Source organism: Bradyrhizobium sp. SZCCT0148 (assembly GCF_018129985.1).
GTDB classification, from domain to species: Bacteria; Pseudomonadota; Alphaproteobacteria; order Rhizobiales; family Xanthobacteraceae; genus Bradyrhizobium; species Bradyrhizobium japonicum_H.
Window position 1 is genome coordinate 1 of record NZ_JAFCKT010000007.1, and the last position, 25,847, is coordinate 25,847.

Below are 25,847 nucleotides of genomic sequence, written 5' to 3' on the forward strand. Positions count from 1 at the left end.
CGATGCGATCTGCGTCCACCGCCGCCCGGCCCGCGTTCGTGACGATCGCGATACGCCCCTCTTCCTTGGGCCGGGTTGAGCGACACATACGCCGTTTCCGAAATTCGGTAAAGTGGAATATATTCGCGGGCGTGCGTTGACCTACCGCTGGCGTGTGTTGCCCGTCAGGCTACACAAGGGCTCGTGGGACGCGGTCGTAGGGTGGGCAGAAGCGCAAAGCGCCGTGCCCACCATCTGTTTACACTCGGGCCTATCGTGGGCACGCTTCGCTTTGCCCACCCTACGGCACCGGGCCCGCCTACGCAGCCTCAACCCGCGAGCCGTTCGATCACGAGATCAAGCAGCGCACGCAGGCGGGCGAGGCGCTTCATATCGCGGTGATACCCGACATAGGTGTCGCGGCCGGGCGGCACCGTTCCAATGTCGAGCGCGACCAGACGGCGGTCGCGGTCGCCGAGCGGACGCGGCAACACGGCAAAGCCGCCGCCGGCGGCGCAAAGCTCGGCCTGCACCTGCCTGTTGTTGCTGCGCGCGGCGATTGCTGCATTCGGCAGCGCGCGCTTCAGCCAGACGGCGTCCGGCATGTCGGCGAACTCGGCATTCATGGTCACGACGCGGATAGCGTTGCCGTCGCCGGCACGCGGCGGCTTGCTGCCCTTCTTGCCGTAGAGCGCGTAGGGAATGTGCAGCAGTTTTCTCGATATCACCTCGGGCTCGCTGAACGGCTTGATGCGGAAGACCAGATCGGCTTCGCGCCGCGGCAGACTGTAGAGCCGCGCATCGGTCAGGAGCTCCACCGTCACCTTGGGGTGACGCTTGCCGAACGCGGCGATCACCGGCGACAGCATCACCGTCCCGAACCAGTCCGACGACGAGAGGCGCAACAGGCCGTCGAGCTGCGTCTCTGCACCGGACAGATGGCGTTCCAGCGCAAGTGCCTCGTCCTCGATCCTCTCGGCATGGCGGAGCACGGCGGTGCCCTCGTCGGTCAGCACCAGGCCATCCGCCGTGCGCTGAAACAGCGTCTGGCCTAACGATGTCTCGAGGGCGCGAAGCCGCCGGCCCATCGTCGGCTGGGTCTGGCCGATCTTTCGTGCGGCGGCGCCGAGGGTGCCTTCGCGCGCAATTGCCAGGAAGATGCGCAGGTCGCTCCAGTCCATCGCAAATCCCGTCATACAGAAATGTATGACCATCGTACAACCTTGTTTCTTCTCATGCAAAATTTCATGGGCATATTGAACCCATCACGGAGCAAGACGATCATGACGAAACCATCGAAGATGCGCGTCGGCGTCCTGGAGACCCACAACGCGCCCTTACGCCTCTCGACCATCTCCACGCCAGAGATCGGCCCGCACGACGTGCTGGTGCGTGTGCGTGCGAGCGGGGTCAATCCGCTCGACACCAAGATCCATGCCGGCGCCGCGGCACATGCACGCCATCCGCTGCCGGCGATCCCGGGGATCGATCTCGCCGGCGTGGTCGAACTGGCCGGCCGCGAGGTGACGCGGTTCAAGCCGGGCGACGAAGTCTATGGCATGACCGGAGGTGTCGGCGGCGTGCAGGGATCGCTGGCCGAATTCGCCGCGGCCGATGCCGATCTCCTCGCGCTGAAGCCCGCCAATCTGAGTATGCGGGAAGCGGCCGCCCTGCCCCTGATCGTCATCACGGCCTGGGAAGGCCTGATCGACCGGGCGGCGTTGAAGGCAGGCCAGAAGGTGTTGATTCATGGCGGTGCCGGCGGCGTCGGTCATGTCGCGATCCAGATCGCGCGCGCCTTCGGAGCGGAGGTGTTCGCAACCGGTTCGCCGTCGCAGCGTGCCACCATCGAGGGCTTTGGCGCGGTGTTCATCGACCGCGACAGTCCGCTCGAAGCCTACGTGACGCAGCACACCGGCGGCCGCGGCTTCGACATCGTCTACGACACCGTCGGCGGCAAGGTGCTCGACGCCTCCTTCGAAGCGGTGCGCCGCTTCGGCCATGTCGTGAGCGCGCTCGGCTGGGGTTCGCATGCGCTTGCGCCGCTGTCGTTCAGGGCAGCCACCTATTCGGGCGTGTTCACGCTGCTGCCGCTGTTGTCGGGCGAAGGCCGCGCGCATCATGGAGAGATCATGGCGCAGGCCACGCGCCTCGCCGAGGCCGGCAAGCTCGTGCCGCTGCTCGACGCCAGGCGTTTTACGCTGGAGACCGTGGACGCGGCCTATGCGCTGATCAGGGACCGCGCCGCCAAGGGCAAGCTGGTCGTCGATATGTAAGGTGGGGCTCTCGCCCGGGAGCACGAAGACCGGGTATCGCAGCACTCACCCGGGCTACGAAGGCCGCGACCAAGGCGCCCGCCGCTAGTCCTCGCTGGACGCGGCGGAGCGGTTGCGCAGATAGGCCTGCGACAACAGGAAGAACAACGCGCGCTCGCCCTGATATTTGGCCGACGGCCGGGTGCGCTCGAAGCCATCGGCAAAGACCTTGCCGGACTGGTCGCACACTTGCCATCGCCAGCCAAACCGCTTGCGCCTGGTGAGGATCACTTCGAACATGCCGACGAGCTTGGCCCCTGCTCCTTGCCGGTCCGCCAGGGCATCCAAGCCCTCGCTCCGGCCTCCCCCATTAGACGGATGCCCGACATATAACCCAGCAGAGTGGAAAGAGAATAAAATTGATGATCGGAAATTCGTGTCTTTCACCGCTGTAATTAAGACGCGAGGCGCGGGGGAATAAGCTCTCGCCAGCGGTGTTGTCCTCGCCCCCGCAAAGGCGACCTGCGGGCGGCTGCAGTATTCAAGGCAGAACACAGGCGGGTGAGCATTTCTCGGCCGCCGTCACGGCGGCGCGGTGGTAACGGGAGATGTACACCCGTGCGCTCACTGAGAATTATCTTGCCGGGATTCAAGCGGACGCGGCACCGCGCCCGGGGCTTAACGCGCGACGACTTCGACTTCGCCGTCGACGCCGTTGACGACGTTGAAGCCGCGTTCGTAGACCTTGCCCTCGTTCTTGGCGATGGCGCGGTATTCGCCTTCGGAGAGCACGACGCGCGGGAAGGCGCCGATCGATTCCTTGATGACGTCGCCGCCCGGGGTCAGCACCGACCAGGCGGTGTTGGCAAGCGCCTCGCCGCCTTTGTCGCTGACCAGCTTGAGCGTGATCACGGCTGCGCGGTGGGTGATGGTGACGTCGGTGAGCTTGCTGGCCTGGACGCGGATGTCGGAGCGCACCACCGAATTGGCGTCACCATAGTTCGAGATGATGTAGTAGGTGCCCTCGGGCAGCAGCACGACGTCGCCGGCGGCGACGTTGGGCACGAGCGAGGCGCGCTCGCCGGATTCGAACTGGCTGCCCTTGTAGATCGCGAACGAGATCTGGTTCTGCGGAATGCGGCTGGTGCCGACCCGGCCCTCGATCCGCAGGCCCCCGGCCGGCAGCACGAAGGATTCGCGGTCGGTCTCGGCCTTCAGGCTGACGGTGCGCACGGCGCTGACGAGGCCGAAGGCGACGTGAACCACGTAATTGCCGGGCGGCAGCACGATGTTGGGCGTGGCGCTGCGGTCCTCGCGGATCAGCTTGAAGGTGCCGTTCTCGTCGGGACGGTCGGCAAACACGCGCCAGACCAGGCCGCTCGTGATTGCCGGAGAATCCTTGCCGTATTTCGCGGTCAGCGACAGCACGCCCTGTCCGGGCACGGCCGCGTTGAGCGGGGCGGCCGGCGGCACGCTCGAAACCGCGGGCGGCGGCATGCTGGGTGTCGTGGGCTGCATCAGGGTCGGCGGCAGGCTCGGAGGTCCGGCGCCCGGCCCGGAGGGCGGCGCAAGGCTGACGGCACCGCCGGGGTCGGGCACCGAGGCCGGCGGGACCGGCGGCGGACGATCGGAAAAGAGCTGAGCCTGCGCTGCGCTTTGGCCTGCGATAACGAGGCACGCGGCAAGGACCAGCGCCGGCGCCAGCCTGCCGCTGCGCCGCCATCCGATGATGCCGTCACCCCCGCGTGTCATGCCCCCTGCTTTTCACCGAAAACGCGGCAAATTCAAGCCTCTGAAACCCCAGGAAATACGGGCCCGGTCCGATTGATGGAACCCGGTTGACGCCTGCGTGATCAGCCCAGCTGCCACCGGCGCTCGCCACACTGCTGCCCCCAGCTTCCCAAACGGTATAAACCATGCTTGGCCCTCGTTCTGGTGCAGCGGAAGTCCGATGCCTAATCTGGTGTCGAGGGCTGGCCCGGGTAGGAGAGTTTCGGTGCTTGATATCTTGAAGGGTCGTGGTGCGAACGGCTCGAATGGTGAGAAGGTTGGCCTTGGCCCCACCCGCCGGCCGGTCATCGGCCTCGCCCTCGGCGGCGGCGCCGCGCGCGGCTTTGCCCATATCGGAATTCTGCGAACCCTGCTCGCCAACGGCATCGTTCCCGACGTCGTGGTCGGCACCTCCATCGGCGCCGTGGTCGGCGGCCTCCATGCGGCCGGCCGGCTCGAGACGTTCGAAGAGTGGGGGCGCAGCCTGCAGGGTATGCGCAACATCCTCGGCTATCTCGATATCCGCCTCAACGGCTCCGGCCTGCTCGGCGGCGAGAAGCTGGCCAGCCGCCTCGAGGACGCGGTTGGGCAAACCCTGATCGAAGATTTGCCGGTCAAGTTCGCGAGTGTTGCGACCGAGGTCAGGACCGGTCACGAGATCTGGCTGACGCGTGGCCGCCTGGTCGATGCGATGCGCGCGTCCTATGCGCTGCCCGGCATCTTCCAGCCCATGCTGATCGGCGACCGCTGGCTCGTGGACGGTGCGCTGGTGAACCCGGTGCCGGTCTCGGCCGCCCGCGCGCTCGGCGCCGAAATCGTCATCGCCGCAAATCTTTCCAGCGACATCTTCACGCACTCCACGACGATCTATTCGCACGGCGCGATGCCCGCACCTGTGATGCCGGAGGTCGAGGAGACGACGGCCAAGCGGCGCTTTCCGCGGCTGTTCTCGGCCGAAAAAGCCATGAAGCGCGAGTTCTTCGGCAGCGCCGGGCGCCCGGGCATCTCCTCGGTGATGGTCGATGCCTTCAACATCATGCAGGACCGCATCACCCGCGCCCGGCTTGCCGGCGATCCGCCGGATCTCCTGATCTCGCCGCGGGTCGGCCAGTTCGGCTGGTTCGACTTCCATCGCTCGGAGGACCTGATCGCCCACGGCGCGCGCGCCGCCGAACGCGCGCTGGACTCGATCCAGGAGGCGATCGACGTGCTGGCGCCGGCGCCCGCGGGCCACGCGCCCAAGGCGGAGGAATAGGGCGGAAGATCAAGGCAGACGCGTAAGCGGAGGCGTCAAGCCGTCTTGATGTAGTCGCGCAGGGCTTCCTGCTCGGACTCGTATTCCTGGACCCGGCGCTTGACGATGTCGCCGATCGAGATCAGGCCGACCACCTTGCCGTTGTCGATGACGGGCAGATGGCGGAACTTACCTGACGTCATCATCTCCATGAGCTCGGCGACCGTGTCTGTCTCCTTGCAGGTCACCACCTTGCGGGTCATGACCTGAGTGACCGGCTCCTCCAGCGCGCTGGCGCCGCGCTCGCCCAGAACGCGGACGATATCGCGCTCCGACAGGATGCCCTCCAGCCGGCTCTGATTCATCACCAGCACAGCGCCGATCTTCTTCTCACCGAGCAGCTTGACCGCGTCAGCCAGCTTCGCGTCGGGCTCGACGCTCATGATCTGGTGGCCCTTGGTGTTGAGAATGGAACGTACCGTCATTGTTGCCTCCCTGAATCGGACCCGTTCGCCTGTTGGCGGTGCGGACTTGTTCTTCGAGTCTTCAACTAACAGTTTTGCTTGGCGCCGGTTTCACGCGCGGGCGCTTTGCGAAGCAGCGCCGCTAGCGCTTTGTCGCTTCGAACATTCTTCCCGCAAATGATGGATGAATTCGGGCCGGGCCGCAAGCGCCGCTTCAGATACGGTCTGAAACGTCCTGTGATGACGCATCCGCAGCATCGTTTCGCATGCGCGGCACGGGATCGAACAGCGTGAACAGCAGCAGGCCGGCGAAGAAGCCGCCGATATGCGCCTGCCACGCCACGCTCGTGGTTTCGGAATCGACGCCGATCGCGCCGACGCCGAAGATGATGTTGACGCCGAACCAGACGGCGAGAAAGCCGACCACCCGCCCGTCGCGCAGCGCGCGCGACAGCGGCAGGGCCGGAACCCTTGCTGCGGTATCGGCGTCCGAGCGGTTGAACGACAGGAAGCTGCCGCGAACGAAGGCGAAGCGGATCGCCGCCGCCATCGCGCCCGACACCGAGGCCGAAGCGCCGATCATCGGCGCCACCGCATGCTCATGGGTGACGAGATGGGCGAGCGCACCGGCCGCCGCCGTCACCGCCAGGAACAGGAAGAACCTGACCGCGCCGAACCGCCGCGCCAGCGCGCTGCCGAAGGGCAGCAGCCACAGCACGTTGAAGCCGAGATGGGTCAGATTGGCATGCAGCAGCGAATAGGTGACGAAGCTCCAGACCTTGGCACCAGCTCCGCCCGGGATCTCCAGATTGAGCAGCGAGGAATCGTAGCGCTTGGGGATGAAGCCGAAGACGTCGATGGTCCAGTTCTCGAGCTCGGGCGGCAGCAGCACCCGCAGATGGATCACCGCCAGCAGGACGATATAGGCCGTCAGCGCGAACGGCAGCGTCAGGATCGGCTCGCGCGGAGCCTCCTCATGGACAGCCTCTTGGGCGACCGGGAGGCCGGGCTGAGAATCCTGCGGCGGAGAATCGTGCGGGGAATCCAAGGCAGTTCGCTTTCAGGCGCGATCGGAGCGATCCGTCTGCAGATAGTCGCCTTTGCAGGCCTTGCGCAAGTGCACAAAAGGAAAAGGCAGGGCCCTGGGAAGCCCTGCCTGTCCATGTCGGTCTTCCGGTGCCGGAGGAATGAAGGTCTATCCCCACCCCTCCCCGCGGCCCGTGACCAAACTGTTTGACGCCCTGTGTACAGGCCCCGCCGAGAACCTGGATGAAAGCGGCGAGGCTTGCGACCGGGATCACCATAGCAGCGCGGCGCGCGGCGCAAAGGCCGTAGTTAATTTAACGTTAACGACGCAAAGACCGCCTTAACGGGGGCGAAAACGAGCTCCCGGCATGGACGCTGCAAATCCCCTCCTGCACAACAACACAGGGATCGCGGGTGCACTGAAGCGGGACAGCTCTGTCCCTTCGAGGTTGCGCCCCGGGATAAGCGTTCAGACATGAAACATCCGTCGAGCCGCGCGTTCTTCGCGTATTGGGACAACAAGCGCGGCGCTGCACGGGCCCCTGACCGGGCCGACATCGATCCGGCCGCGGTCCGCGGCCTGCTCGGCGATATTTTCGTGCTGTCCTGCGAGCCCAATCTCGGCTTTCCGTTCCGCGTCGCGGGCACGCGCGTCTGTGCGCTGGCCGGATGCGACCTCAAGGACCAGAGCTTTGCGGCGCTGTTCGTCGATGCGAGCCGCCGCGAGATCGAGGAGATCACGACCGTCGTCGCCGACGAGGCGCTGGGCGCGATCGCCGGTGTCACCGCCGCGCGCGAGGACGGCAGCAAGGCCTATCTCGAATTGCTGCTGCTGCCGTTCAACGCCCGCCCGCACACGCCGGTGAGCGTGACGGGCGTGCTCGCGCCGTTCGACGACGAATGCGGCGCGCTCTCGACCTTCACCCTCACCTCCTGGCGCTATCTGCACCAGCCGGAGAAACTGCTGCCGCGCGCGATCCGCAAATTGCAGATCGCCCGCGGGCTGATGGTGTATGAGGGGCTGCGATAGTCTCGTGTCCCCGACGCGCTGCAACGCGTAAGCGTTGCCGCGGAGCCGGGACGCAGTAATGCCAGCTTGCGTACTGTCAGATGGCTCCCGGCTCAGCAGCGCACCGCTGAAGAAGCGCTGCGCTGCGTCCGGGGCACGTGGCCGCCGTTACGGCGTCGCCAGATGCCAGGCCCCGTTGAGGAAGCCGTCGCCGGTGATGTCGCCGGGCTTCTGGTCCTTGGCGAAGGTGTAGAGCGGCTTGCCCTTGTAGGCCCACTGCTTCGACCCGTCGTCGCGGGTGATGACGGTGTAGCCGTCGCCCGCGGCGTCGCTCGCCTCGGCCTTCAGCACCGGCCAGTTCGTGGCGCACGGACCGTTGCAGGCGGACTTGCCGTCCATGTCCTTGTCGAAGGTGTAGAGCGTCATGCCCTTGGCGTCGGTGAGCACGCTGCCCTTGTCGGTCTTACCCGTCTTGGTCGGCGGCGCGGCGAAGACGGCGGGGACGATCGCGAGCGAAATTGCGAACGCGAGCGCGAGGCGGATCGGGGACGTCATGAGTTCTCCTGTCATGCAATTGGCTTGCAGGAGGTAGGACGCCGCACGCGGTCCGGTATTCCTGACAGCGCGGCAAAGATATTTTTCGCTGCGCGCGGCGACGCGGTGGAATAAACTGAGATCGACATGAGCAAGCCGCACTGGCGTCCCGCGCACGCATCCGACCTGCCCGCGATCAGCGCGATCGCGGCGCGGATTCATCCCGATCTACCCGAAAGCCCCGAGGTGCTCGCCGAAAAGATGCGGCTCCATCCCGACGGATGCCGCGTGCTCGTCGCCGGCGACGCGATCGCCGGCTATGGGCTTTCGCATCCCTGGAAGCAGCACCGGATCCCGCCGCTCGACGCGTTGCTCGAACGACTGCCCGAGGATGCGGATTGTCTCTACCTGCACGACGTTGCCGTGTTGCCCGACTTTCGCGGCGGCGTCGCGCGCAGCTATGTTGCGGATGTCGAGCGGCTGGCGCGCGTGTCAGGCATCGCAACGCTCGCGCTGGTCTCGGTCTACGCAACCCAGCCGTTGTGGCAGCGTCTCGGCTTTCGGCCGGTCACCGCGGATGCGGCGCTGCGCGCAAAGCTCGCCTCCTACGGCGAGGGCGCGACCTACATGCTGCGCGACCTCGCTGCGACGTAACGTCCCTTCCCGGCTCACGCGGGCGTGAACCGCCGCCTCGAACCGGGTTGGATCAGCCCCCGTCGAAGGTGTGTGCGAGCCCTTCCGGTCTCGCCGAACAGAGGCTGGAGACGATCCATGAAACTCACATTGTCGAAACTTGCTTTCGTCGCGTGCGTTGCGACGGCCGCGTTCACCGCGACCAGCGCCAACGCTGCGCAATACCGCACCTATGGCTGCGACACCGCCTTCTTCGAAGGCTGCGGAATCGTGATCGAGACGCCGAACGCGCCTGGCCGATACCGTCCGACCGTCACCCACCACGACACCTCGCCGATCTACATGAAGCAGACCGACCCCCGTTACAGCTCGTCGATGCGTGATGGCGGTGGCGGCGGCGGCGGCGGTGGTGGTGGCGGCGGCGGCGGCGGCCGCTGAGCCCACCTGAGATGATGCCGCCGGTGCAACCCGGCGGCATCATTGTCGCCTGCGCTGAACGGCGCCGGTTCAGCCGCGATGCTTTTTCTTCTTCGGCTTCTTTCCAGGCGCGCTATTCGCGGGCCACGGCATGACCGACGGCGCTGCGTGACCCGGCTTGTTCTTGTGCTTCTTCTTACCGAAAGAAGACGGAGCATCGTCGAATTTCGGTCCGCGCTCGCTGTGAGGCTTGCTGCGCGGCTTGAACTCGCTCTTGTCGCGCGGACGATCGTCGCGACGGTCGCGATGATCGCTGTCGCGGCTTTCGCGCCGGGGCGCGTGGGACCGCTCTTCCGCAGGCGCCTGTTGCTGCGGCGCGCCCGCCATCGGCTCCAGGCGGATATTGTCTTCCTTGTCCGGACGCTTGATCTTGGCGGCGAAGGACTCCGCGACCCGCTCGGAAATTTCGAACTCGGTCGTGGTGTCCATGATCTTGATGGCGCCGATATCGCCCTTGTCGATGCCGCCACGACGGCAAATCATCGGCAGCAGCCAGCGCGCTTCCGCGTTCTTGCGTCGTCCGATGTTGGCGCGGAACCAGACGGTGGCCTCTCCCATGCCGTGACGGGCCGAGGATTTGCCCGGTTTCGATCGCGGCCCCGCAGGGCGATCGTCGCCGCGTGAGCTGCGGCTATCGTCGCGCGGCGTGCGATCGTCGCGCGGCGTGCGAACATTGTCGCGACCGCGGTCGTCACGCGGCCGGCCGGTTCGTTCGCCGGGATCGAGGATGTCTTCGGGCGACGGCAGCCGCGCGCGATAGAGTCGCGCCAGCGCCGCGGCGATGTCCTCGGCCGATCGCTCGGCCAGTAGCGCCTGTGCCAGCACCAGATCGTCCGGCGTGGCCTCCTCGGTGAACAGCACGTCCTTCATGCGATCATGGTCGAGCTTGCGGATCTCGTCCGCCTGCGGCGCCGTGCCCCAGTCGGCGTCGACCCCGGCGAGATTGAGCAGCAGCTCGGCGCGACGCCGCCGGGCGGGCGGCACCAGCAGGACGCTCGTCCCCTTGCGTCCGGCGCGCCCGGTGCGGCCCGAGCGGTGCTGCATCACTTCGGCGTCGTTGGGCAGGTCGGCATGAATGACGAGGTCGAGGCTCGGCAGGTCGATGCCGCGCGCGGCAACGTCGGTCGCGACGCAGACGCGGGCGCGTCCGTCGCGCAGCGACTGCAGTGCCATGGTGCGCTCGTTCTGCGTCAATTCACCCGACAGGGCGACCACGGAGAAGCCGCGCTCCAGCAGAGCCGCCTGCAAATGCCTGACGTGATCGCGCGTGCTGCAGAACACCAGCGCGCTCGGCGCCTCGTAGAAGCGCAGCACGTTGACGACCGCATGCTCGGCATCGGCGGGCGCGATCCGGATGGCGCGGTACTCGATGTCGGCGTGACCGCCCTCGTCGCCGGCGACTTCGCTCCGGAACGCCTGCTGCTGGTATTGCTTGGCGAGCGCGACGATGCCGCGTGGGAACGTCGCCGAGAACAGCAGGGTGCGGCGCGTCTCCGGAGTCGTCTTGAGGATGAATTCCATGTCCTCGCGGAAACCAAGATTGAGCATCTCGTCGGCTTCGTCCAGCACGACGACCTTCAATTCCGAGATGTCCAGGCGGTTACGCCGCAGATGATCGCACAGCCGGCCGGGCGTACCGACGACGATGTGGGCGCCGGCCGCAAGCTCGCGCTGCTCACGGCGCGGATCCATGCCGCCGACGCAGGAGACGACCCGCGCCTCCGCATGCTGGTAGATCCAGGAGAGTTCGCGTTGGACCTGCATCGCGAGCTCGCGGGTCGGCGCCACGATCAAGGCGAGCGGCGCGGCCGCCCGCTCGAACCGCTCCGCATCGCCGAGCAGGTCGCTGGCCATGGCGAGGCCATAAGCGAGGGTCTTGCCGGAGCCCGTCTGGGCCGAAACCAGGAGGTCGCGGCCGGCAGCTTCGTCCGCGAGCACGGCGAGCTGAACGGGGGTCGGTGAATCGTAATTCCGCTCGGCCAAAGCGCGGGCGAGCGGCGGGGTGAGGGCCGGAAAAGACACGTGATGGAGAACCTTGGTTAATTCAGGCGCGCAAACGGTAAACCGAGGGGCCCGAGCTGCGTGCGCGGCAATCGGCCCGGCCGCACGCTGATTTGATCTGGGCGCTCTTTACGCCAAATGTCCGGAAATCACCATGCCTATGATGCATGGCTTGGCCAAAAGAACCGCGGCCTTGAGGTTGCGGGGGATCACAACGGCTACCTTTGGGGCTGAGTAGATACGGTCTTGCCGCACCGGCCATCCGGTGCCAAATCGTCTCTCACGAGAGAAACGGGGGAAAACATGGCCGACAAGATATCGCTTGCCGACAAGCTCGCAACCTTTGAGGACCACTGGTCCCCGCGCACGGTCACAACTTTCAACGATTGCGACGTGATGGTGGTGAAGGTGAATGGCGAATTCACCTGGCACAAACACGACGACACGGATGATTTCTTTCTGGTCCTGAAAGGCAATCTGGACATCGAATTGCGGGACCGCACGGTGAGCCTCGGTCCGGGCGAACTCTATGTCGTGCCCAAAGGTGTCGAGCATCGTCCCGTGGCGCGCGAAGAGGTCCATCTCCTGCTCATCGAGCCGACCGGCACGCCGAACACGGGCGACAAGGCCACGGCCGCGGCGCGCAAGCTCGCATAGGAGACTTATCGCGGCGTGAGAGTCTCAGTCGGCCGGGATGAAGCGAAGCGTGCCGGCTTGACGCGTCGGCTTGCCGGTGTCGTTGGTGTGATTGACGCCGTCCATGACCGGCACCTCGGCGAAATCGAACGGGCTCACCCCATCCAGGCAGGCGACATTGACGGCATAAAGGGACTGATCGGACCGGCGCTGGTGGTGGGTGTAGATGCCGCAGCGGGAGCAGAAGAAATGCTGCGCCGATCCGGTATGGAAACGGTACGTCGTCAGCGCCTCCTCGCCCCGCAGGAACCTGATTCCGCCCATGGCCGCCATGGCAACGACGGCGCCCCGCATCCGGCAATAGGAGCAGGTGCAGCGGCGGATCGATTTGAAGCCGTCGCTGAGTGTCACCTCGAAGCGCACCGCGCCACAATGGCACTGGCCGGCTCGAACGTTCGCGTCACTTGTCATGGTCCCTGTATACCCCGATCCAGATCATGTCCGCGCCCCCGCGGGGCGCTCGAACTGTCTTAGCGAGGATCGCGCGCGACGTAAGAAGGATTTCGCGCGACGATTTCAGTCCCGGGAGGTCGCCAGCCTGCTGAAACCGTTGACCAGCCTCGCTCTCGCCCGCGCAACGCTGTCCTTCACCGCGCGGCCCACGGACCGGACAAAGCGCCAAGCGTCCGTCTCCTGCAGCCACGCCTTCGCCGCGGCGTATTTCCCGTAGAGCCAGGCGAAGGCGGGAATGCGCATCAACTTGTCGCGCGTCAGATGAAACAGGCGCTCGACCAGCACCAGCTTGAGCAGCTCGCCCACGATCAAGACCACCGCTCCGCTCAGCACCTGACCGGTTGCGGTGAGGTACGCAGCAACCGGCTTGACCGGCTCCAGAATGATGACGGGCACCATGAACAAAGCGAGCGACGCATATGGCGACAGTGATTTGATCCAGGCGCTCAAACGCTTGAACTGGACGTATCGCCCGATCCAGCGGGCGACCGGCGCCGCCACGGCCATGAAGACCGCGTCCACCATGAAGTAGATCGCAGCCAGGACGTATGTGACGGGTTTCAGGATTCGCTTCACGGCATCACTCCCTAGAGTGAAAGCCGGAACGTCGGCCTAAGTTTCACGTCCGCGTCGATAGTTAAAAGTAGCCGCAGGGAACTTTTCGCGAATCGCGCTTTCTCAGATCTCGGCATAGACCTCCAGCAGATTGCCGTCGGGGTCGCGGAAGAACAGCGTGCGATGGCCGAACGATTGGTTGGTCGGCGGCGACAGCAGCGCAACGCCCTGCCGCATCAGTTCGTCGGCGCAGGCATCGACCTCGGCAGCGGAGACCTTGAAGGCCAGCTGCAGCGCTGCGCTGCCAGGCGGCGTCGGCGCATCGGCGGCGGTCCGGCCTGGCCGCGCCAAGGCCAGCGTGTTGCTGCCGAGGCCGTACTCGATCCAGTTGGGCGACAGTTCGCGCAGCAGGGGAAAGGCCAGCACGTGCTCGTAGAAGCGGCGCATCGCCGCCATGTCGCGCACGAAGATGACGGTGTAGTCGATCGCGCGGATGGCGTTGAAGGGGGAGTGCCGGATTGGTTCGGGTGTCTGTTCGTTGGTCATCGCGTCCTTTATTCCCAAATTTCCGGCGTAGTCCCGTAGCCCGCATGAGCGAAGCGACATGCGGGAAGACGCCAGCGAGGTCCCGGATGTCGCTACGCTCATACGGGCTACAAGACGTCACTCCACCAGCTCCGGCCACGGCACGATGGTCGACTTCACCGTCTTCATCGCCATTGCGTCCTTCACCGCTTGCGCGACGCCTTCTTCCGTGAACGGATAGATCGTCTGCATCTTCAGCCAGGGATATTTGTCCGCCGTGCGATAGAGCATGTCGACGCCGAGCGGCAGGTCGTTGCCGGTGAAGCCCCAGGAGCCCAGCACGTTGAGATCCTTGGTGCAGATGCGGTGCCAGGACGTCTCGATCGAGCCGGCGTCGGTGAACTGGCCCATCTCGACATAGGTGCCGCCGTCACGCAGCATCTCGATGCCTTCGGGGCCGGCGGTGGGGTGCCCCGAACAATCCATCACGAGATCCGCGCCGAAGCCGCCCACGATCTCGCGGACGCGCGCGACGCGCTCCTCGGCCGATTTGATCTCCTCGATGTTGACCGTCGCTTCAGCGCCGAACTCGCGCGCGAGCTTGAGCCGCGGCTCCTCGGGGGCACCGACGCAGATCACGCGCCCTGCCCCCATCTCCTTTGCCGCCGCGACCGCCAGGATGCCAATCGGGCCCGAGCCCTGGATCACCACCGTATCGCCCCAGGTGAAACCGCCCGCCCGCGTGGCGCGGTTGAAGGCGCGGATGCAGGAGGTCAGCGGCTCCGACAGTGCGCCGAGCCGCAGCGACATGTCGTCGGGCAGCTTGTAGATCTTGGTACCCGGCAGCATCTCGAGATCGACATAGACATATTCCGCCCAGCCGCCCCACATGTGCGGCGCCTTGTCGAAGCCGAGATAGCGGCCGTAATAGACCGGCGTCAGGCATTTGTTGGCGGTCTGCGGATAATGGATGCAGTAATAGCAATGGCCGCAGGGCATCAGCGGCGGGATCATCACTTTCGAGCCGACCTTGAGCGGCTTGCTCATGAAGTCCTCGGTGAACTCCTCGCCGCACTCGACGATGACACCGCCGATCTCGTGGCCGAGCGTGAATGGCCAGGGCAGCGGCTTCGGCCAGTGCCCCTTCAGAATGTGCAGATCTGTGCCACACACGCCGCAGGCGCCGACCTTGATCAGCGCGGCCTTCTTGCCGACCTTCGGCCAAGGCACGGTCTTGATGACGGGCTCCGAGCCGGGACCGGCGTGAGTGCAGACGCGGATCTGTTGCATGGCTGTTTCCTCATTGCCCGTCTGTTATGATTGATGGGTGCGAGCGTGCGGGGAAGCGTATGTGAGATGTGCGGTCGTGCCAAGCCGTGGCTTCGTAGGCCGCATGAGCGACTGGTCCGAGAGCGAAGGCGGAAGCGACATGCGAGACCAGCGGCCCCCGGATATCGCGTCAGCCTTCGCTCTCCAAGCTACAAAGCTTGCCGCAAACATCGCCGTCTTCCCCGCGGTGGAGTGTGCGGCAGCAGCGCATGGCAGATGCCCACGCCGACCCAGTATCTTGAGCACCGACCAGTGAACGTGTAAGGCGCCAAGGTCCCATCCAGGTGCCCCTTTGAATCCCCTTCCCCAAAATCCCGCTGCGGCGTCCGGCTCGTTCGCCGCGATGAAGTCGGGGCCGTACCGGCTGCAGTTCGGCTCCTACGTGCTGGCGATGATGGCCGACAACATCGAGCATGTGATCAGCTATTGGGTCGTGTTCCAGAAATTCCATTCGCCGACGCTGGGCGGCTTTGCGGTGCTGTCGCACTGGCTGCCGTTCCTGCTGTTCTCGGTCGCGGTGGGCGGGCTCGCCGACCGGGTCGACCCGCGCCGCATCATCCAGTGCGGCATGCTGCTGTTCATCCTCGCCTCCGCCGGATGGGGCTTCTTCTTCCTCACCGACACGATCCAGATGTGGCACGCGATGCTGCTGCTGGTGATCCATGGCTGCGCCGGTGTGCTTTGGCAAACCCCGAACCAGCTGCTGCTCTATGATCTCGTCGGCCCCGCCGATTTGCCGAGCGCGGTGCGGCTGAATGCGATGGCGCGCTATCTCGGCATCCTGGTCGGGCCTGCGGTCGGCGGAATCATCATGCTGACGCTCGGCACCTCGCACGGCATTATTTTCAACACGCTGTTCTACCTGCCGATGCTGCTCTGGCTGTTCTGGGCACCGGTGCGCGACAAAAGCGTGGCGGCGCGGCGCTTCGCGGTGCGCGGCCTTGCCGACATCGTGCTGACCATCCGCGCCATCGGCACCCAGCCGATCCTGACGGCGATGACCTGGCTCGCCGGCCTCACCTCCTTCATGATCGGCAACGCCTACCATGCCCAGATGCCGGGCTTTGCCGGCGACCTCGGCCATGGCGATCCCGGCGTCTCCTACAGTGTGCTGCTCGCGGCCGATGCGGCCGGCGCGGTGCTCGCCGCCATCGCGCTGGAATCCTGGGGGCGTCTCAAGGGCACGCCGCGCACCGCGATTCTGCTTGCGATGCTCTGGAGCGTGGCGCTGCTCGGCTTCGCCACGGTGCGGATCTATCCCGTCGCGATCGTGTTGCTGTTCTGCGCCGGCTTCTTCGAGCTGTCGTTCAACACCATGGCGCAGGCGCTGGTGCAGCTGAATGCGCCGCACGACATCCGCGGCCGCGTGGTCGGTCTCTATAACATGGCGGGGCTCGGGATGCGGGCCTTCAGCGGCATCACCGTCGGGGTCGCAGGCGCGGCGATCGGCATTCACTGGTCGCTCGGGCTGTCGGCCGCGGTGCTGCTGACGCTGCTGTGTCTCCTCTACGGGCACGCGAGGAGGAAGACGGCCGGTTGACTCCGGCATCTCGCCACCGCACGCTGACGCAGGGCTTGGGGAGTCATGCGTTGCGCAATCGCTGGGGCATTCTTGCGATCCTGTTCGTCGTGCGCCTCACCATTGCGTTCCAGTTCCAGAGCGTGGCCGCGGTCGCGCCGCTATTGCAACAGAGCTTTGGCGTTGGCCTTGCCGATATCGGCATCCTGATCGGGCTCTATTTCACGCCGGGCGTCGTGCTGGCGCTGCCGGGCGGCGCGATCGGCCGCAGGCTCGGCGACAAGCCGACCACCATCGTGGCGCTGCTGCTGATGACCGCCGGCAGCCTCGCCATGACCACCACCGATGTCTGGGGTTGGCAGATGGCGGGCCGGCTCATCTCCGGCGCCGGCGGCGTGCTGCTGACGGTGCAACTCACCAAGATGGGCACCGACTGGTTCGCGGGGAAGGAGATCGCCACCGCGATGGCGATCTTCGTCAACTCCTGGCCAGCGGGCGTTGCGATCTCGCTTTTGGTGCTGCCGGCGATCGGCACGGCCTATGGTGCCGGCGCGGTGTTCCTGTCGACCGGCGCGCTGACCGCGATCGGCATTCTGCTGATCCTGTTCTACCAGCCGCCACCGGCCACAACGGCGGCGAGTGCCGAAGGCTCGGGGCGGCTCGATCCCCTCGCGCTGCTGGCGGTGATCGTGGCCGGCATGATCTGGGGCCTTTATAATGTCGGCTTCGCCATGATCTTCTCGTTCGGCCCATCCCTGCTGGTCGAGCGCGGCTGGAGCATTGCCGCGGCAGGCTCGGCGATCAGCCTCGTGATGTGGCTGTCGGTCATCTCGGTGCCGGCAGGCGGCTTTTTGGCCGATCGCGGCAAACCACTCGTTATGGCGATCGCCGCCGGTCTCGTCGTGGCCGCCCTGCTGGCCTGGCTGACCCGGTCAGACTCCGTGATCGCGATCCTCGTGCTGATCGGGCTGATGGGCGGCCTTCCGGCCGGCCCGATCATGAGTCTGGCCGCCCGCGTGCTGGCCCCGCAGACCAGGGCGATCGGCATGGGCGTGTTCTACACGCTTTTCTACGCCGCCATGATGCTGGGACCGGCCATTGCGGGCCGGTTGGCCAAATCAGCCGGGACCGCGGCGGTCGCACTCGATCTCGGCGCACTTGCGGTGCTGGCCTGCCCACCCCTGATGTGGCTTTTCGAACGCATTGTGTCTGTCCGTTACCGCCGCGTCCGATCCTAACGCGGCATTAACCCTATGCACCTTAGGGTCGTCCCGGACTCCGCCAGGCGGGGGGTCGGGTTGTGAAAATGGCGTTCGCGAACAAAAAATTTCTTCCGGCCGCCGAAGAGCGTCGGCGCTTCCAGCGGGTGAAAGTGCACCTGCTTGGCCGCTACATGCTGCCGGACCGCCGTGAATTTCCCTGCCAGGTGATCAACATGTCGCCGGGCGGCCTCGCGCTGCTCGCCCCCGGCATCGGCAATGTCGGCGACCGCGTCGTCGCCTATCTCGACCATATCGGCCGCGTCGAGGGCAAGATCACCCGCATCATCGACAACGGCTTCGCCATGACGGTCGGTGCGACGCCGAGGAAGCGCGACAAGCTCGCGGCACAGCTGACCTGGCTTGCCAACCGCGACATCCTCAATCTGCCGGAGGATCGCCGCCACGACCGTATCGTGCCGCGCAACCCGATCGCGGTGCTGACGCTTGAGGACGGCACCAAGATGACCTGCCGCATCATCGACCTCTCCTTGTCCGGCGCGGCCATTGCGGCGGAGAACCGGCCGCCGCTGAAATCGACGGTTCTGCTTGGCCGGGTCCAGGGCCGCGTGGTCCGAAACCTCGAAGACGGCTTCGCTCTGGAGTTCGTCCACGCCCAGCCGATCGAGACACTCGAAGAGAGCGTTACCGCGCGGTAAAGCGCCGACCCGGCAAAACCCCTTTGTTTCCAGCCCTGAAGGCGGCCTCCGCAAAGCGGACGCCGCCTTTTTCGTGCGTCGGGACCGCCTTGCGCCGGTTAACGCGCAGCCCGTTCGCACGTGGAAACGGCGGTTCCGCCGACATTTCCGCGTTAATCGATAAAACTTGAATCAATTGCAGTTGTTTCAAATTTTATGAGAATTCGATTCAAGTATAGATCGAATTCGCCGCGCCTTTTACTTGCATTCGTCTCGACTTGACTTGACTGACTTAGCGGCAACGCAAAAGCTCCGTGCGAAATGTGGTCCCAACAAGAAACGGGGGCCGCAATGTTTGATTTCAAGGGACAGGGGAAAGGGCTGGCGCTGGCTGCCATGCTCTTCGGAATCAGCGCAGCAGCGCAGGCCGGCGAAAGCCGTCTGCTCTACGCGAGCCTCGGTGACACCACGCGTGCACCGATCGGCTGGATCGAATTCTGCGCGGACAATACCGCTCAGTGCCAGGGCGCGCCGACGCAGCCGCGCGACATCGTGATGTCGCAGGCCGCATGGCGCGACCTCGTCAAGGTCAATCGCTGGGTCAACGAGACCGTCAAGCCTCTGACCGACCAGGAGCACTGGGGCGTGATCGAGAAATGGTCGCTGCCGACCGACGGTTACGGCGACTGCGAAGACTACGTGTTGTTGAAGCGCAAGATGCTGATCGATGCCGGATGGCCCCGCCAGGCCCTGCTCATCACCGTCGTGCGCGACAAGAAGGGCGAAGGACACGCGGTGCTGACGGTGAAGACCGACAAGGGCGAGTTCGTTCTCGACAATCAGAACGAGAACGTCGTTGCCTGGACGGAGACCGGCTACCGCTTCGTCAAGCGCCAGTCGCAGAGCGATCCCAACGTCTGGGTCTCGCTGGGCGATACCAAGCCGGCGGTCTCGACCGCCAGTGCGAGAGATTAAGAACGAGACAAGGAGTTACGCGACCCGGTCACATCCCCACCCCTCCCCGTCCCAGACCGGTTCGCGCGCGCCCAGCCATCCCCCAATGGCTGGGCGCAACTTTTTTGGGGTTGCTCGATCAGCTCAGTGACGACCAAGGCACGCGCGCGGCCGTGAAGTCGCGCCAGGTGCCTTGCAAGGCCGGCCTGACGCCGATCGATGCCCGCGCCTGCCAGCCGGCGATCGCGGCGGCCGCGATGGCGCCGTCGGGCCCGGCCTCGATGCCGTCGAGCAGCGAAGCTGTGACGGCCATGTCGTTGAAGGCGCCGAGGTCCTCCTGCAAACCGGCGAGCCTCCGCGCAAATTTCTTCGCGGACTTGCGATCGGCAAACAGCGGCAGCAGGAACTCGCTGAGATAGCGCAACCGCTTGGTCGCGAGCCGCACCCGGTGCAGCTCTTCCATCGTGAGCAACTTGAAGCGGCGGCCGCGCCTGCGCACCTTGGCGTACTGCTCCGAAAGACTGCGCTGCGCGAAATTGACGGCGGGCTCGGCGAGCCGGCCAAGATCGTCGGCGGCGACGTCGTTGCGCCAGCCCCGTGTCTCGATCCAGTTGCCGAGACCGATCAGGAACATGGTGCAGCGGCGATCGTCGAGCGCGTGATGCGCCTTGCGATAGGCTTCCGACTGGCGACCGGCCGCAGCGCGGCCGAGCGCGTCGAAGCCGGCGACGGACGGGCATGCCTTCGCGATCGTCGGCAAGGTCTCGAATTGGAACACATCCCAATCGCGAGCGGCGGACAGGTCCTGCGCCAGCCAGCGCGCCTCCGATCGCAGTGCGTCGACATTGCTGAGCGCACCGACCGAGCGCATCAGGCCGAGCGCCGAGCGGATCCGGCGCAGCGCGACGCGCAGCTGATGCACGCCTTCGGGATTGCGCCCGTCCTCGGCCGCCGGCAACGACTGAAGCAGATGCAGGAAGCAGGAGCGCAGGATCGTCGCGAACGCCTCGTCGAGCGTCACCGACGGGTCGAGGCGAAGCTTTCGCGGGCGTCGTGCCTCGGGCGGCGCGCCCATGGCAAGGTCGAAGCCGCGCGCGGATTTGCTGCGGATGGACGGCTTCACCGCGCCGTGCTCGGCCAGCCGCAAGGCGACCTCGTAGATCGTGCTCGCAGTGCCGCTCTTGAGCTCCAGCTCGATCTCGCTCACCGGCAGCGACCGATCCCCTGCCGTCAGCACGCCGCGATCGAAGGCGATCTCCACCGTGCCTGACGGCAGATCGATCATCCGCGCGTGGCGGCGGACGTCGGCTGTGAACACGGCTTCGAGCGGCCGCGCTTCGAGATGGCCGCGAAGCTTCTCCGGAATGAAAGGCATCGCCAGAGCGAGATCGGGCGTCAGCGAGGCCACGCTCGCCTCCCACTCGCCGCGGCGCAGCGGATCGTCCGCCGCCTCGGTCTTCACGGTCTGCACAAAGCGCGCGCCGCTCTGGCGAACGCGCAGGCTCAGGCCGTTTCTTCGAAGCATCCGCTCGGGCGTGTCGTAGTAGACGGATGTGAGATGTTTTCGCGAGCCCTTGTTGCGCGCATGGGCCGCGATGACGGGTGCGGCGTTGAAACCCGCCATGCGCTCGGCATCGACCAGCAGCTTGAGCTCGATTTCGCCGGCGTGCGCGGCAACGCTCGACTGCGGCGGCTCCGGCGCGGGCGGGGCATCTTGCGATGGCGTCTGATCACTCACGGCGCCCTCGACGATAGCAGGTTCGGCCGGTTCAATCTGCCTTAGGAAGCCGGCGACAACCCGCGTCCTCTTGTTGTCCTTCGGGACAGCATTCCCGTCCGGCCCGCTCGGAGTTTTGCGAGCCGGTGTCGCGTCTGATTTCAGCATTTGCGGTAGCATGACAGTTCAATGACAGAGCGCCAGCATATAGCCGGTCAGGCCCGCGGGGAACAGCCACGTTACGTCGCACCGCGTGATCATCGACTGTCATAATTCGCAGCAAGGTTGCGAATTACACTGTTGTAGAGATTCGCGGGCGATCGGATTTTTGGCGTATCTCGTCCTTTTCGAAACCGAGATGAACGCGTTCGCGAGCTTGACCATGCTGGCCGAGAAATTCTTTCTGGTTCTGGAGACGCTTAGAAGCCACGCGTCCGATGACAGGCCTGCGATTATGACCAGGACGGCGCCGCCGCCTGCCGTCCCTGCGATCGCAACTGCCCTGCATTGCACGACACCGGTTCCCGACAAGCATAAATAGAAGCCATCCAGCCTGGACGTTCTGCTGCGCGGCCTCACGCGCCCAGCACGTCCGCGAGCCGCAGCTCGTCGGCGGCGGGATCCTTCAGGAACAGCTCGGCCTCGATCTCGGTGAGATGCGACAGCATCTCGCGGCGCGCGGCCTGCTTGTCGCGCTTGCGGATCGCGGCAACGATGCCGGCATGATGGTCGGTGCCGCAGGCCGGCGTGTCGTGGCGGCGGTAGAGCAGGATGATGAGCGAGGAGCGCGCGATCAATTCCTTGAGGAAGCCGAGATAGATGCTGTGACCGCTCATCTCGGCGACCAGCTTGTGAAACTCACCGGACAACCGAACCGAGGCGCGCGCGTCGCCGCGCAGCTCCGCCGCGCGCTCCTCACTGAGGTGTCGCTGGAGACGATCGAGCCAGGCCGGCGACATCGCTTCGATGGCGTGGTCGACGATGGTCGGCTCGATCAGGCGCCGCGCCTCGAACACCTCGCGGGCATCGGCGGGCGTGGGACGCGCGACGAAGGCGCCGCGGTTCTTCTCGATATTGACGATGCCTTCATGCGCGAGCTGCTGGAGCGCTGTGCGGACCAGCGTACGGCTCGCGCCGTAGATCTCGCCGATCTCGTCCTCTCCGAGCTTGGTGCCCGGCAGCAGGCGGTGCTCGAGGATTGCGGCGGTCACGCCCTCCCGGATGCGGCTGACGCGATCGCTGGCGTCTGGCGCGTCTGATTTGGGGCGGGGCTTGGCGGCCATGGTTGCGAGGGCTCGATCGACGACGTTCGCTCGGATGTTAGTCGACCAGCTGTATCCAATCACAGGCGAAACTTTATACAATCGCCGCCCGCTTTGTGTGCAGGCGCGTGCACCCAGGTTAGACGGCCTGAATGCGCCGGATTCGATCTAACGATCTGACTCCGCTGCACAGTTTTGAAGAATCGGCAGACCGATGGCGATTGGCACGGACCTTGCGGAGAGAGCCGCAGAACCGCCCTCCCCGGATGCGCCATGGCCACTCCCGCCGCTCTCGAACTGGTCGCCGTCACCAAGCGCTACGACACCACGCTGGCGGTCGACACCGTCAATCTGAAGATCCCGGCCGGCACCTATTGCTGCCTGCTCGGGCCGTCCGGCTGCGGAAAGACCTCGACGCTGCGGATGATCGCGGGCCACGAGGCGGTCAGCGAGGGCGACATCATCCTCGGCGCGCAGAACGTCACCGACCTGCCGCCGGCGGAGCGCGGCACCGCGATGATGTTCCAGTCCTACGCGCTGTTTCCGCATCTGAGCGTGATCGACAACGTCGCCTTTGCCCTCAAGATGCGCGGCATCGACAAGCCGACGCGCCACAAGCGCGCCGGCGAATTGCTGGAGCTGGTGGCGATGAGCCAGTATGCGGGCCGCCTCCCGGCACAGCTCTCCGGCGGCCAGCAGCAACGCGTCGCGCTCGCCCGCGCGCTGATCACCGAGCCGCAGATTCTGCTGCTCGACGAGCCGCTCTCCGCGCTGGATCCGTTCCTGCGGGTCAAGATGCGCGGCGAGTTGAAGCGGCTGCAGCGCGAGCTCGGCATCAGCTTCATCCAGGTCACCCACGGCCAGGAGGAGGCGATGGCGCTCGCCGACCACATCGTGGTGATGAACCACGGCAGGATCGAGCAGCAGGGCACGGCCCGCGACATCTTCCACCATCCCCGCACCGAATTCGTGGCGCGCTTCATCGGCGGCCACAACGTGCTCAGCGACGCCGGCAACCTCATCGCCGTCCGCGCCGATCAGCTCGGCATTGCGCCGTTTGCCGACGGCGTGTTCGGCGCGCCGGCGCTGCTGACCCAGACCGAGTACCAGGGCTCCTACATCGCCGTCTCGCTGACGCTCGACGACGGCACGGCCCTGTTCTCCCACGTTCCCGAAGCCACTTTCGACGTCCACCCGTTCCGTCCGGGCGATCGCGTGCTGGCCACCTGGGATCCCGCCAAGGCGCAACGCCTGCAATAGCGCCGATCGATCGTTGGAATGCGCAACAGAGGAGTGACTGACATGAGCAAGACCACTGGGACGAAGGGCGTCAGCCGCCGCACGCTGCTCAAGGGCACCGCTGGCCTCGCCGGCCTCGCCGCCGGCTCCGGCGCCATCACCGGTTTTCCCTATGTGAAGTCGGCCGACGCGAAGGTGCTGCGCTATCTCGGCACCGCCGTGAACGAGGGCGACGACATCTCCAGGCAGTGCCTGAAGGACACCGGCATCAAGATCGAATACATCACCGCGACCACCGACGACGTCACCAAGCGCGTGATGACCCAGCCGAACTCGTTCGATGTGCTGGACACCGAATATTTCTCTCTGAAAAAGATCGTGCCGTCGGGCAACATCCTTGCGCTCGACGCCAGGAAGATCAAAGAATTCGACAACATCACGCCCGTCTTCACGAAGGGCGAGACGCCCGGCGGCAAGAAGATCGGCGGCCAGGGCACCGCGCCCTGGAAGGTGCTCTATCTCGAGGGCAAGGACTCCAAGAAGTTCGCGACGTCGGCGACCGAATTCGTCACGCTGATTCCGACCGTCTACAACGCCGACACGCTCGGCATCCGCCCCGACCTGATCAAGCGGCCGATCAGCACCTGGGCCGAGCTGCTCAATCCTGAATTCAAGGGCAAGGCTTCGATTCTCAACATCCCCTCGATCGGCATCATGGATGCCGCGATGGTCGTGGAGGCCACCGGCAAGTACAAATATGCCGACAAGGGCAACATGACCAAGGAAGAGATCGATCTCACCATGAAGGTGATGACCGAAGCCAAGAAGGCCGGCCAGTTCCGCGCGTTCTGGAAGGACTTCAACGAGAGCGTCAACCTGATGGCGTCAGGTGAAACGGTCATCCAGTCGATGTGGTCGCCGGCGGTGACCAAGGTGCGTTCGATGGGTATTCCCTGCACCTTCCAGCCGCTGAAGGAAGGCTATCGCTCCTGGGCCTCCGGCTTCTGCGTCTCCAAGGGCGTCTCGGGCGCAAAGCTCGAATGGGCCTACGAGTTCGTCAACTGGTTCCTGTCAGGCTATGCCGGCGCCTATCTCAACCGCCAAGGCTATTACTCCGCCGTGCTCTCGACCGCGAAGGCGCATATGGAGCCCTACGAGTGGGCCTATTGGATGGAAGGCAAGCCGGCCGAGAAGGACATCAAGGCGCCCGACGGCTCGCTGCTGGAGAAGGCGGGCGCCGTGCGCGACGGCGGCTCTTACGAGGACCGCATGGGCGGCGTCGCCTGCTGGAACGCCGTGATGGACGAGAACGACTACATGGTCCGCAAGTGGAACGAGTTCATCGCAGCGTAATGTGATGGACACCTCGGAAAACATCCTGCAACAGGCGTCCCCGGACCTCGTCCGGGGATCGGACACCGCGCGCGCTGCGAAGGCCGCGCGGTGGTCGCCGTCCTTCATCTCCTGGCTGCAGGCCGGGCCGATGATGCTGGTGTTTCTCGCCTTCTTTCTCATTCCGCTGGTGTTCGTCGTCATCGTCTCGTTCTGGGACTACAACGAATACCAGCTGCTGCCGGCTTTCTCCGGCCGCGGCTACACCGACACGTTCGAAGGCTGCATCGCGCAGCTCCCTGATCTCTGCACGATCGGGCGAACCTATGTGATGACGCTGAAGCTCTGCTTCATGGTCTGGGCCATCACGCTGTTCATCGGCTTCTGGGTCGCCTATTTCCTCGCCTTCCACGTCAAGTCGAAAACCTGGCAGATGGGACTGTCGCTGCTCTGCACGATCCCGTTCTGGACCTCCAACGTGATCCGCATGATCGCCTGGATCCCCCTGCTCGGCCGGAACGGCCTCGTGAACTCCGGGCTGATCAAGACGGGGCTGATCAACCACCCGATCGAATGGCTGCTGTTCTCCGAATTCTCCGTGGTGCTGGCGCTGGTGCACCTCTTCACCTTCTTCATGGTGGTGCCGATCTTCAATTCGATGATCCGCATCGACAAGTCGCTGATCGAGGCCGCCTATGACGCCGGCGCGACCGGCTTCCAGACGCTGGTCAACGTCATCATCCCCCTGGCAAAGCCCGGCATCGTGATCGGCTCGATCTTCGTCATCACCATCGTGATGGGCGACTTCATCACCATCGGCGTGATGGGCGGCCAGCAGATCGCCGCCGCCGGCAAGATCATCGAGACGCGGGTCAACGCATTGCAGTTCCCGGCCGCAGCGGCCAACGCCGTGATCCTGCTCATCATCACCTTCCTGATCATCACGATGATGTCGCGCATCGTCGACATCAAGAAGGAGCTCTAGGC

General features: G+C 65.3%; 26 protein-coding genes. 13 read left to right on the forward strand and 13 right to left on the reverse strand.

Features of this window, described 5'->3' with window-relative positions; all coding sequences use genetic code 11:
• Nucleotides 1–308 precede the first annotated feature (308 nt).
• Nucleotides 309–1,160: a LysR family transcriptional regulator gene (locus tag JQ580_RS20975; protein WP_212282133.1), complete on the reverse strand. Its 852-nt coding sequence runs from the start codon at nt 1,158–1,160 to the stop codon at nt 309–311.
• 102 nt (nt 1,161–1,262) lie between these two features.
• Here JQ580_RS20975 and JQ580_RS20980 point away from each other — a divergent pair, with 102 nt between their 5' ends.
• Nucleotides 1,263–2,255 (forward strand): zinc-dependent alcohol dehydrogenase family protein, encoded by a 993-nt coding sequence (locus JQ580_RS20980; protein WP_249134327.1) that lies wholly within the window; start codon nt 1,263–1,265, stop codon nt 2,253–2,255.
• 84 nt (nt 2,256–2,339) lie between these two features.
• Here JQ580_RS20980 and JQ580_RS20985 read toward each other — a convergent pair whose 3' ends face one another.
• Both JQ580_RS20985 and JQ580_RS20990 read right to left on the reverse strand, forming a co-directional pair.
• The gene (locus JQ580_RS20985) at nt 2,340–2,582 is read right to left on the reverse strand and encodes a hypothetical protein (RefSeq protein WP_249134328.1); all 243 of its coding nucleotides are present in this window, start codon (nt 2,580–2,582) and stop codon (nt 2,340–2,342) included.
• A 330-nt stretch (nt 2,583–2,912) separates the two neighbouring features.
• A complete protein-coding gene (locus tag JQ580_RS20990) occupies nt 2,913–3,986 on the reverse strand; it encodes a hypothetical protein (RefSeq protein ID WP_212282134.1) in 1,074 nt (357 codons plus the stop codon).
• Between the two features lie 244 nt (nt 3,987–4,230).
• Between JQ580_RS20990 and JQ580_RS20995 the strand changes: the two genes are divergently transcribed.
• A complete protein-coding gene (locus tag JQ580_RS20995; protein WP_212282135.1) occupies nt 4,231–5,259 on the forward strand; it encodes a patatin-like phospholipase family protein in 1,029 nt (342 codons plus the stop codon).
• 35 nt (nt 5,260–5,294) lie between these two features.
• Here the strand turns inward: JQ580_RS20995 and JQ580_RS21000 are convergent, their stop codons facing one another.
• Both JQ580_RS21000 and JQ580_RS21005 read right to left on the reverse strand, forming a co-directional pair.
• Nucleotides 5,295–5,723 carry a CBS domain-containing protein gene (locus JQ580_RS21000; RefSeq protein WP_212282136.1) on the reverse strand — a complete coding sequence of 143 codons (429 nt, stop codon included), beginning with the start codon at nt 5,721–5,723 and terminating at the stop codon, nt 5,295–5,297.
• 193 nt (nt 5,724–5,916) lie between these two features.
• Nucleotides 5,917–6,750, reverse strand: coding sequence for a rhomboid family intramembrane serine protease (locus tag JQ580_RS21005; protein ID WP_212282137.1), 834 nt, complete (start codon nt 6,748–6,750; stop codon nt 5,917–5,919).
• 453 nt (nt 6,751–7,203) lie between these two features.
• Between JQ580_RS21005 and JQ580_RS21010 the strand changes: the two genes are divergently transcribed.
• On the forward strand, nt 7,204–7,758 hold the full coding sequence (locus JQ580_RS21010) for a PAS domain-containing protein (RefSeq protein ID WP_212282138.1): 555 nt from the start codon (nt 7,204–7,206) through the stop codon (nt 7,756–7,758).
• Between the two features lie 147 nt (nt 7,759–7,905).
• On the opposite strand, the gene JQ580_RS21015 is transcribed toward JQ580_RS21010, so the two are convergent.
• On the reverse strand, nt 7,906–8,292 hold the full coding sequence (locus JQ580_RS21015; RefSeq protein ID WP_212282139.1) for a COG4315 family predicted lipoprotein: 387 nt from the start codon (nt 8,290–8,292) through the stop codon (nt 7,906–7,908).
• A gap of 126 nt (nt 8,293–8,418) precedes the next feature.
• Here JQ580_RS21015 and JQ580_RS21020 point away from each other — a divergent pair, with 126 nt between their 5' ends.
• Entirely contained in the window at nt 8,419–8,925 is a 507-nt protein-coding gene (locus tag JQ580_RS21020; protein ID WP_212282140.1) for a GNAT family N-acetyltransferase, read from the forward strand.
• 117 nt (nt 8,926–9,042) lie between these two features.
• Nucleotides 9,043–9,342, forward strand: coding sequence for a hypothetical protein (locus JQ580_RS21025; RefSeq protein ID WP_212282141.1), 300 nt, complete (start codon nt 9,043–9,045; stop codon nt 9,340–9,342).
• Nucleotides 9,343–9,411: 69 nt separating this feature from the next.
• On the opposite strand, the gene JQ580_RS21030 is transcribed toward JQ580_RS21025, so the two are convergent.
• Nucleotides 9,412–11,403: a DEAD/DEAH box helicase gene (locus tag JQ580_RS21030; RefSeq protein ID WP_212282142.1), complete on the reverse strand. Its 1,992-nt coding sequence runs from the start codon at nt 11,401–11,403 to the stop codon at nt 9,412–9,414.
• Between the two features lie 282 nt (nt 11,404–11,685).
• Here JQ580_RS21030 and JQ580_RS21035 point away from each other — a divergent pair, with 282 nt between their 5' ends.
• Nucleotides 11,686–12,039, forward strand: coding sequence for a cupin domain-containing protein (locus JQ580_RS21035; protein ID WP_212282143.1), 354 nt, complete (start codon nt 11,686–11,688; stop codon nt 12,037–12,039).
• A gap of 24 nt (nt 12,040–12,063) precedes the next feature.
• Here JQ580_RS21035 and JQ580_RS21040 read toward each other — a convergent pair whose 3' ends face one another.
• From JQ580_RS21040 to JQ580_RS21055, 4 genes are all read right to left on the reverse strand, one after another.
• Nucleotides 12,064–12,489, reverse strand: a complete 426-nt coding sequence (locus tag JQ580_RS21040; RefSeq protein ID WP_212282144.1) for a GFA family protein — start codon at nt 12,487–12,489, stop codon at nt 12,064–12,066.
• Nucleotides 12,490–12,594: 105 nt separating this feature from the next.
• Nucleotides 12,595–13,107: a hypothetical protein gene (locus JQ580_RS21045; RefSeq protein ID WP_212282145.1), complete on the reverse strand. Its 513-nt coding sequence runs from the start codon at nt 13,105–13,107 to the stop codon at nt 12,595–12,597.
• Between the two features lie 102 nt (nt 13,108–13,209).
• Nucleotides 13,210–13,632 (reverse strand): VOC family protein, encoded by a 423-nt coding sequence (locus tag JQ580_RS21050; RefSeq protein ID WP_212282146.1) that lies wholly within the window; start codon nt 13,630–13,632, stop codon nt 13,210–13,212.
• Nucleotides 13,633–13,749: 117 nt separating this feature from the next.
• On the reverse strand, nt 13,750–14,901 hold the full coding sequence (locus JQ580_RS21055; protein WP_212282147.1) for a zinc-binding dehydrogenase: 1,152 nt from the start codon (nt 14,899–14,901) through the stop codon (nt 13,750–13,752).
• A gap of 331 nt (nt 14,902–15,232) precedes the next feature.
• On the opposite strand from JQ580_RS21055, the gene JQ580_RS21060 reads away from it, so the two are divergent.
• The 4 genes from JQ580_RS21060 to JQ580_RS21075 all read left to right on the forward strand — a co-directional run bounded on the left by JQ580_RS21060 (nt 15,233) and on the right by JQ580_RS21075 (nt 19,331).
• Entirely contained in the window at nt 15,233–16,480 is a 1,248-nt protein-coding gene (locus JQ580_RS21060; RefSeq protein ID WP_283813970.1) for an MFS transporter, read from the forward strand.
• A gap of 50 nt (nt 16,481–16,530) precedes the next feature.
• A complete protein-coding gene (locus JQ580_RS21065) occupies nt 16,531–17,697 on the forward strand; it encodes an MFS transporter (protein WP_212282148.1) in 1,167 nt (388 codons plus the stop codon).
• A 68-nt stretch (nt 17,698–17,765) separates the two neighbouring features.
• Nucleotides 17,766–18,377 carry a PilZ domain-containing protein gene (locus JQ580_RS21070; RefSeq protein ID WP_212282149.1) on the forward strand — a complete coding sequence of 204 codons (612 nt, stop codon included), beginning with the start codon at nt 17,766–17,768 and terminating at the stop codon, nt 18,375–18,377.
• A 330-nt stretch (nt 18,378–18,707) separates the two neighbouring features.
• Nucleotides 18,708–19,331 (forward strand): transglutaminase-like cysteine peptidase, encoded by a 624-nt coding sequence (locus JQ580_RS21075; RefSeq protein ID WP_212282150.1) that lies wholly within the window; start codon nt 18,708–18,710, stop codon nt 19,329–19,331.
• A 118-nt stretch (nt 19,332–19,449) separates the two neighbouring features.
• Here JQ580_RS21075 and JQ580_RS21080 read toward each other — a convergent pair whose 3' ends face one another.
• Nucleotides 19,450–21,195, reverse strand: a complete 1,746-nt coding sequence (locus JQ580_RS21080) for a CYTH and CHAD domain-containing protein (protein ID WP_212282151.1) — start codon at nt 21,193–21,195, stop codon at nt 19,450–19,452.
• 407 nt (nt 21,196–21,602) lie between these two features.
• Nucleotides 21,603–22,310, reverse strand: a complete 708-nt coding sequence (locus JQ580_RS21085; RefSeq protein WP_212282152.1) for a GntR family transcriptional regulator — start codon at nt 22,308–22,310, stop codon at nt 21,603–21,605.
• A gap of 252 nt (nt 22,311–22,562) precedes the next feature.
• Between JQ580_RS21085 and JQ580_RS21090 the strand changes: the two genes are divergently transcribed.
• The 3 genes from JQ580_RS21090 to JQ580_RS21100 are packed head-to-tail and all read left to right on the forward strand — an operon-like array spanning nt 22,563 to nt 25,845.
• Nucleotides 22,563–23,549 (forward strand): ABC transporter ATP-binding protein, encoded by a 987-nt coding sequence (locus tag JQ580_RS21090; RefSeq protein ID WP_212282153.1) that lies wholly within the window; start codon nt 22,563–22,565, stop codon nt 23,547–23,549.
• 42 nt (nt 23,550–23,591) lie between these two features.
• Nucleotides 23,592–24,881, forward strand: a complete 1,290-nt coding sequence (locus JQ580_RS21095) for an ABC transporter substrate-binding protein (RefSeq protein WP_212282154.1) — start codon at nt 23,592–23,594, stop codon at nt 24,879–24,881.
• Nucleotides 24,882–24,885: 4 nt separating this feature from the next.
• Nucleotides 24,886–25,845 carry an ABC transporter permease gene (locus JQ580_RS21100; protein ID WP_212282155.1) on the forward strand — a complete coding sequence of 320 codons (960 nt, stop codon included), beginning with the start codon at nt 24,886–24,888 and terminating at the stop codon, nt 25,843–25,845.
• The last annotated feature ends 2 nt before the right edge of the window (nt 25,846–25,847 follow it).

Coding starts and splice junctions, on each gene's coding strand:
- JQ580_RS20975 (WP_212282133.1), bottom strand. CDS start 1,160: ATGGACTGGAGCGACCTGCGCATCTTCCTGGCAATTGCGCGCGAAGGC.
- JQ580_RS20980 (WP_249134327.1), top strand. CDS start 1,263: ATGACGAAACCATCGAAGATGCGCGTCGGCGTCCTGGAGACCCACAAC.
- JQ580_RS20990 (WP_212282134.1), bottom strand. CDS start 3,986: ATGACACGCGGGGGTGACGGCATCATCGGATGGCGGCGCAGCGGCAGG.
- JQ580_RS21000 (WP_212282136.1), bottom strand. CDS start 5,723: ATGACGGTACGTTCCATTCTCAACACCAAGGGCCACCAGATCATGAGC.
- JQ580_RS21010 (WP_212282138.1), top strand. CDS start 7,204: ATGAAACATCCGTCGAGCCGCGCGTTCTTCGCGTATTGGGACAACAAG.
- JQ580_RS21015 (WP_212282139.1), bottom strand. CDS start 8,292: ATGACGTCCCCGATCCGCCTCGCGCTCGCGTTCGCAATTTCGCTCGCG.
- JQ580_RS21020 (WP_212282140.1), top strand. CDS start 8,419: ATGAGCAAGCCGCACTGGCGTCCCGCGCACGCATCCGACCTGCCCGCG.
- JQ580_RS21025 (WP_212282141.1), top strand. CDS start 9,043: ATGAAACTCACATTGTCGAAACTTGCTTTCGTCGCGTGCGTTGCGACG.
- JQ580_RS21035 (WP_212282143.1), top strand. CDS start 11,686: ATGGCCGACAAGATATCGCTTGCCGACAAGCTCGCAACCTTTGAGGAC.
- JQ580_RS21040 (WP_212282144.1), bottom strand. CDS start 12,489: ATGACAAGTGACGCGAACGTTCGAGCCGGCCAGTGCCATTGTGGCGCG.
- JQ580_RS21050 (WP_212282146.1), bottom strand. CDS start 13,632: ATGACCAACGAACAGACACCCGAACCAATCCGGCACTCCCCCTTCAAC.
- JQ580_RS21055 (WP_212282147.1), bottom strand. CDS start 14,901: ATGCAACAGATCCGCGTCTGCACTCACGCCGGTCCCGGCTCGGAGCCC.
- JQ580_RS21070 (WP_212282149.1), top strand. CDS start 17,766: ATGGCGTTCGCGAACAAAAAATTTCTTCCGGCCGCCGAAGAGCGTCGG.
- JQ580_RS21075 (WP_212282150.1), top strand. CDS start 18,708: ATGTTTGATTTCAAGGGACAGGGGAAAGGGCTGGCGCTGGCTGCCATG.
- JQ580_RS21080 (WP_212282151.1), bottom strand. CDS start 21,195: ATGCTGAAATCAGACGCGACACCGGCTCGCAAAACTCCGAGCGGGCCG.
- JQ580_RS21085 (WP_212282152.1), bottom strand. CDS start 22,310: ATGGCCGCCAAGCCCCGCCCCAAATCAGACGCGCCAGACGCCAGCGAT.
- JQ580_RS21090 (WP_212282153.1), top strand. CDS start 22,563: ATGGCCACTCCCGCCGCTCTCGAACTGGTCGCCGTCACCAAGCGCTAC.
- JQ580_RS21095 (WP_212282154.1), top strand. CDS start 23,592: ATGAGCAAGACCACTGGGACGAAGGGCGTCAGCCGCCGCACGCTGCTC.
- JQ580_RS21100 (WP_212282155.1), top strand. CDS start 24,886: ATGGACACCTCGGAAAACATCCTGCAACAGGCGTCCCCGGACCTCGTC.